This window comes from Nostoc sp. DedQUE08, assembly GCF_034530895.1.
GTDB lineage: Bacteria > Cyanobacteriota > Cyanobacteriia > Cyanobacteriales > Nostocaceae > Nostoc.
The window spans coordinates 228,724-235,081 of the sequence record NZ_JAVRCD010000002.1; the positions used below are offsets into that span (position 1 = coordinate 228,724).

Sequence of the window (6,358 nt, forward strand, 5' to 3'; positions counted from 1 at the left end):
GAGTAATACAGTTCAGATAAACCCAAAACCCTTATGTAAAGACGCGATTTATCGCGTCTTTACTTATTAGGCAATCACGAAAATATTTGTATTAGTCATAGCTAGACCTATTGCTAGTTGAGCAACTTGGATTTGACTGGATGAGCCTGTACCATCAGCATCAAAGAATAAACCTCCTGTATTATTGTTGTAGATAAAGCGATCGCTACTATCTTCTGCTATTGAACCGATAAAAAATTGCGTGGCTTGAAGTATACCCTCACTAAGTCCACCTCCAAACCCGATTTTAGAAACATAAATTGTGTCATCTAAGGACGAAAAATCTGTAATGTTATGAATACTATCAGCAGGGGTATTAATAGTAAAAACATCAGATCCAATTCCTGCCGTTAGTGTATCGTTACCTAAACCTCCCACAAAAGTATCATTATCGCTTCCGCCTATAAGGATGTCATTGCCATTTCCACCTTTTAAATTGTTATTACTAGTATTACCAGTCCCATTAATATCATCTGCACCTGTTAAGGTAAGATTTTCTTCCTTGGCTGATAAAGGCGAGCTAACGGTTGATGAAACGGTCATATCTGGCGAAGTAGGCGTACTATTGGTAACAGTGAGTAAAGTTCTAAATACCTTTTGGTTGCTGCTTAGACTTTCATCAAACTCTTGGATTGAATTAGTTGGATCTAGAAATGAAATCACATAGTAATTTCCAATTGGGATATTAGGAAACACACCGCTCCAAGTCGCTGTTCCCGAATTGAATGGATTAATCGAAGAAATAGTTGTATTACCAATTAAGTAATGAGAACCAATATTATCAGTGATATTGGTATCAGTAGAAGCGTAAAACGAAACCGAGAAAGTGCCTGTCGCGGCTGTACCATTGTTGCGAGGATAGACTGTGATGCTGAAATTTTCCCCATATTTGATAGTTTTATTATTAAAACTTCCAAGAGTGGTGTTAAACCATACATCAGAATCTACTAAATCAGCTTTGTCAGTGGGTTGGCGCGCGGTATTGTCTTGGTCGATCCAGTTTTGAATCTCATTATATCGAGCGCTTGTAATTCGGGCGAACTCGTTGTAAAGCGGAGTTTTGTTGCTGGTTGTCTCATTTGAAGCTACTCCATAAATAGTTGGTTTATTTGTGTTGGAATTATTAAGCCAGAGAGGGCCTCCACTATTTCCAGGTAGGATATCTAGCTCATTACTACGCAAGATCGAGTCAGTTGTACTTGTGATTTTTCCACTTTGAGTCCACATATCATAGTTGTCAAATTTCCTATCGCTATTGGAATCAAACTTATCAGATGGGTATCCAGTAACATTCATTAAAGTTCCACTGCTGAGATTATCGTCATATCCATAGTTAAACCAGCCAGTGAAGTTTCCAATATTGCGGTCAAGAGTAACCAATCCTATATCGTATTGAAAAGTTTCGCTTTTAGTTTGATCTCCTTGAGTCCATCCATCAAAAGAACGTGTGTAAACAGATTTGGCTTCACTATAATATTCATAATCAGCCCGGTTTGTACCAGCAATGATATTTCCTTTAGAACCAAGCATCACCTCAATTTTATCTGCCCAACCTCCATATCTCGTATCATATACACAATGTCCTGCTGTTAAAAAGTGGTAGGAATCAATCATGGCGCCAGAACCGTTAATGATAATATCATCAGCAGTATTAATAACCCCATCTGGCCCTTTCCAACTTATTCTCATCTTTCCTACAGCACTAAATGGAGAAGTTGTCGTGTTGCTAACTTTTGTCCGACCATCAGGGGAGAAAAGAGACATACTTTTATATCCTAAATAAAAATGATGAATACAAAATATACAATTTTAATGCCAAAAATTATCTCATGGCATTATGAATGCACTAGCAATTTTTATGAGAATTTTTCCCGATAATAAATTTTTAAGTAATATTAAAACTTTAAATTGCCATATATTTAATATAAATTATTTCTACGATTTATCAATATCTAGAGCTTACTTTTAATTTTATTTCTAAGCATCAAATAAAAGTAATTAATAGAGATAGAGGTTGGAAAAACTAACTATTCTGATATTACTTCTGTCTTCACCTTTGCGATCCTGGCTGATTTATACCGTCGGCATTGGCGGATTGAAGAAGCTTTTCATCAGGGTGAATTACTACACAAATGCGATGTTTACAACGAGTCACAGCTACGCAATATATATAGCAGCACAAATAAATTGTTTTTTGAGTAAAGCAGGTTCTAAGCGATTGCTTTATGTGTACTTAATATGATATTATTACATACGCTTGATTTTGATAAAGTTTTATGCATCGTCAATAAAATTTTCTGGCAAAATAAATATAAGTAAATTAATGGGTAAAAACTAGTGTATTTTGATAATACTCAAAAAACTAACAAATTTGAACATTATCTAATAATTTTTGTAGGTACAGCATGGTTTTTCGGCACTGCTTTGTTGCATCTGGCTTGATAGCTTTCTTGACATTTGGCTGTAGTGGTGGGGGAAACTCATCGGTAGAAAATACTACACAGGTTGTCCAAGAAAGCAATGTAACCCAACTTTTCATAGAAGCGAAGGCTACCCAAAAAGCAGAAGATTACTTTCATCAAGGTAATAATTTATTAGATAGACAAAATTATGAAGATGCCATAAAAGCTTATGATAAAGCGATCGCTATCAAAGTTGAGAGTCCTGAAGCTTGGATTAATCGTGGCATTGCCTTAACATCGTTGCAACGCTACCAAGACGCTCTTGCATCTTATAATAGAGCGATCGCCATCAAACCCGACAAATATGAAGCTTGGTATAATCGTGGCATCGCCTTAACATCGTTGCAACGCTACAAAGATGCTCTTGCATCTTACAACAAAGCGATCGCCATCAAACCCGATAAATATGAAGCTTTAATTAACCGAGGCATAGCTCTAACAAAGCTGCACCGCTATCAAGATGCGATCGCATCTTATAATAGAGCGATCGCCATCAAGCAAGATTTGCACCAAGCGTATTACAACAAAGCTTGCTCTTATGCTTTACAAAGCAATCTAGAATTAGCAATTGAGAACCTAGACAAAGCGATCGAGCTTGTTCCTGATAAATACAAGAAGTTAGCAAAAACTGACCCTGACTTTAGCAAAGTGCGTAGTAAAAAACAGTTTCAGGAATTACTGCAATAGTATTCGATCGCCACTACTCAGTGTAAAATATAAGCCTGCTGTAACAAGGATTTTTTCTTGAGCGGTTTACGATTATACATGAAAAAATTGTTAATCACTGGGGCAAGCGGTTTTTTAGGATGGCATCTTTGCCAGCTTGCCAAACAAGAATGGGATATTTATGGTACTTATTTATCCCATCCTTTAGAGATTCCTGGTATGAAAATTTTACAAGCGAACTTAACAAGTTTTCAGGAACTAAAACGGATCTTTAATGATGTCAAACCAGAAGCAGTTATTCATACTGCTGCACATTCGCAACCAAATTTTTGTCAAACCCACCCTGAAGAATCGCACGCAATTAACGTCACAGCATCCTGCAATATTGCCGGACTTTGCGCGGATAATTCTATTCCTTGTGCTTTTACTTCAACCGACTTAGTTTTTGATGGTTTAAATGCTCCATATCGAGAAACAGATGCCGTGTGTCCTGTCAATCTTTACGGTGAGCAAAAGGCGATCGCAGAAGCAGGTATGCTAGAAAGATATCCTATGACCGCAGTGTGTCGAATGCCGTTGATGTTTGGTGCAGCAACACCCACAGCGAAAAGCTTTATTCAGCCATTTATTCAAACTTTAGAAGCCGAAAAAGAACTAAATTTATTTATTGATGAATTTCGCACCCCAGTAAGTGGAACAACTGCCGCCAAAGGACTTTTATTAGCATTAGAAAAAGTTAATGGCATCATTCATTTAGGTGGCAAAGAGCGGATTTCACGTTATGATTTTGGACAGATATTAGTAGAAGTATTTCAACTTCCCGCCACTAGACTTAAATCCTGCCGCCAACAAGATGTGAAAATGGCAGCACCTAGACCAATAGATGTTTCTTTGGATAGTTCCAAAGCTTTTGCATTGGGGTATCAGCCTTTATCTGTAAGGGAAGAATTAGAAGCAATACAATTGAGTTAAAGCTAAGTGTTAAAACTAAAAACGGAAATAAGCTATTTTGGAATGCGATTACTCCGGCACACTACACTTAGGCATCTCAACCGTCACGCTTTCTATAAAACCGATACCAATCTGCAAGCAGATCGTGCAGTATTTCCTTGGATTGTTACCTGGGAGTTGTATCGGTTCGCGGATATTGTCTGCGATCGCACTAATTACCTACAATCTACTATTGTCCCCACACCCCTGTTATGCTAATGGTACGCCCTTGCTCATTGAAATAGACTTTCACCCATACCCTGCCATTTTGTACAGATCCTCTTTCCCGAATAATATTGTTATCGGCTCCGTGAGCCGCCCTGATGATTATGTAATTGCAATTAATTGGCACTTTCCATATTGGTCCACCCAATGGCTCTGCTGCGTCGTAGTCTGCTCCTAGCACTAAATCCTTAACATTAGCATCTGTCTCCATTAATACGGTGTTAGTTGTACCACGCCCATTGTTTGCTCGATTTAACGTTGCAGTTTCTGCTTGTGCCTCGGTCTGTGCGAGATGATCCGAGATGAATGTGTTACTGCTGTTATTTGCCGTGTAATTGTGTTGAGGTCCACCAATCGGTGTCTTTTGAACTAGATATGATGTTATGTTGAGTTCTCTTTGCAATGAGGGCTGCTCATGTGACAAATACCTCTGTATACCACCATTTTGCTGCACAACGTGTGTCAATTCATGCGCTAACAACTCTTGTCCGCCCCGACTCCCTGGATTATATTCACCCGAACGAAAGAACACATCTTGCCCAGTCGTAAAAGCACGCGCCTGAATTGACCGATTCAACTGGTCAGATTGACCATCCGTGTGAACCTTTACCCCACTGAAATCTGCGCCAAATGCCCGTTCCATCGGTTCGCGGATATTGTCTGCGATCGCCACTCCTCCACCCCTAGCTTGGTTAATGGAGGCTTCCAAGTCTGGCGCAGCAGGCATCCCAGCCTTAGCCTGACGCTGCACCATCGGCTTCATCTGTAATTCTTCCTCATCCTCTGGCAATGCTTCTCGTTGCAATGTGCTATTGTCGAGGGATTTCATTTGCAATTCTTCCTCATCCTCTGGCAATGCTTCTCGTTGCAATGTGCTATTGTCGAGGGATTTCATTTGCAATTCTTCCTCATCCTCTGGCAATGCTTCTCGTTGCAATGTGCTATTGTCCAGAGATTTCATCTGCAATTCTTCCTCATCCTCTGGCAATGCTTCTCGTTGCAATGTGCTATTGTCCAGAAATTTCATTTGTAATTCTTCCTCATCTTCTGGCAATGCTTCTCGTTGCACCAAAGGAGTGATGGAATTGGCTAGAGGTTTCATCTGCAATTCTTCTGAATCTGGCAATGCAACTCGATGGATGGACTGGCGATTTACAGGTTGCGCCATTGTTTGCATTATTTGCTGTGCAACGCTATCAGCTTCCTGTTCGTATTTGTCTCCAGGCTGGCTAATTGAGAGTTTTGCTTGGGTACGCAGTGGTATGCGACTGATATCGTGAGTAACTGGTTTATGGAGTGGTTGTATTTTAGGAATTGCTTGGCGTGAAATTGCCGACGACTCCAAACCAAAGCCGCGTATCGGTTGTTTCAGGGATGGAATTGAGAAGCCTGTAGTAGTTTTTTTCTGCCGACTGACATGTTCTCTCATTTTCTTCTCCAGATGCCCAAGCAGTAGCTAGATCAATAATTTTACTGTTAATAATATCTAGAGTACTGCGATCGCACTTGTAACACAATTTATCGAAAGTCTAAATCTTCGGGAACCCGATTCTATTTTGCACTCTACAAGATTGGCGATCGTATTTTATCAACAATTATACATGGGCGATGTCTACGACGGGCTTTGCCTACGCAACACTATTCAGACAGTCGCTACTATAGCAAGGGACTGGGGACTAGGGACACTTCGACAAGCTCAGTGCATCGCTGGGGACTGGGTGAAAAGCCTTTTTGTGTCTAAATTTTATCATCTGTTAATGTCCTAACCTTTTTGGCTGTTGCTATACAATAAAGGCGATCGCCTCTCGCTGAAATTGTCCAAGCGTTGGATCGTGGCGATCGCCTTCTTGGAATTAACTTCTGCCAAGACGTTTCGGTGTTTCGCGCACTCTGTATCAACTTCTGCCTTCTCGGAATTAATTTCTGCCAAGACGTTTCGGTGTTTCGCGCACTCTGTATCAACTTCTGCCTTCTCG

5 protein-coding genes and 1 pseudogene are annotated in these 6,358 nt (G+C 40.0%); 3 read left to right on the forward strand and 3 right to left on the reverse strand.

The genetic code is table 11. The annotated features are described in order from the left end of the window. Positions 1–66 precede the first annotated feature (66 nt). On the reverse strand, positions 67–1,803 hold the full coding sequence (locus RMY64_RS02285; RefSeq protein ID WP_322699188.1) for a trypsin-like serine protease: 1,737 nt from the start codon (positions 1,801–1,803) through the stop codon (positions 67–69). 641 nt (positions 1,804–2,444) lie between these two features. Between RMY64_RS02285 and RMY64_RS02290 the strand changes: the two genes are divergently transcribed. From RMY64_RS02290 to RMY64_RS02300, 3 genes are all read left to right on the forward strand, one after another. After that, complete coding sequence (locus RMY64_RS02290) at positions 2,445–3,188, forward strand: tetratricopeptide repeat protein (protein WP_322699189.1); 744 nt, start codon at positions 2,445–2,447, stop codon at positions 3,186–3,188. A gap of 78 nt (positions 3,189–3,266) precedes the next feature. Then, positions 3,267–4,139: an NAD(P)-dependent oxidoreductase gene (locus tag RMY64_RS02295; protein ID WP_322699190.1), complete on the forward strand. Its 873-nt coding sequence runs from the start codon at positions 3,267–3,269 to the stop codon at positions 4,137–4,139. Positions 4,140–4,181: 42 nt separating this feature from the next. Next, complete coding sequence (locus tag RMY64_RS02300; RefSeq protein ID WP_322699191.1) at positions 4,182–4,376, forward strand: hypothetical protein; 195 nt, start codon at positions 4,182–4,184, stop codon at positions 4,374–4,376. Here RMY64_RS02300 and RMY64_RS02305 read toward each other — a convergent pair. Both RMY64_RS02305 and RMY64_RS02310 read right to left on the reverse strand, forming a co-directional pair. After that, positions 4,348–5,811 (reverse strand): DUF4157 domain-containing protein, encoded by a 1,464-nt coding sequence (locus RMY64_RS02305; protein WP_322699192.1) that lies wholly within the window; start codon positions 5,809–5,811, stop codon positions 4,348–4,350. The genes RMY64_RS02300 and RMY64_RS02305 overlap by 29 nt on opposite strands. Before the next feature lie 333 nt (positions 5,812–6,144). Continuing rightward, positions 6,145–6,358, reverse strand: a pseudogene (locus tag RMY64_RS02310) (hypothetical protein); the annotation flags it as partial.

What these genes read in the sequence shown, in the direction of transcription:
- RMY64_RS02285 (WP_322699188.1), bottom strand. Translation starts at nt 1,803, where the DNA reads ATGTCTCTTTTCTCCCCTGATGGTCGGACAAAAGTTAGCAACACGACA.
- RMY64_RS02290 (WP_322699189.1), top strand. Translation starts at nt 2,445, where the DNA reads ATGGTTTTTCGGCACTGCTTTGTTGCATCTGGCTTGATAGCTTTCTTG.
- RMY64_RS02295 (WP_322699190.1), top strand. Translation starts at nt 3,267, where the DNA reads ATGAAAAAATTGTTAATCACTGGGGCAAGCGGTTTTTTAGGATGGCAT.
- RMY64_RS02300 (WP_322699191.1), top strand. Translation starts at nt 4,182, where the DNA reads ATGCGATTACTCCGGCACACTACACTTAGGCATCTCAACCGTCACGCT.
- RMY64_RS02305 (WP_322699192.1), bottom strand. Translation starts at nt 5,811, where the DNA reads ATGAGAGAACATGTCAGTCGGCAGAAAAAAACTACTACAGGCTTCTCA.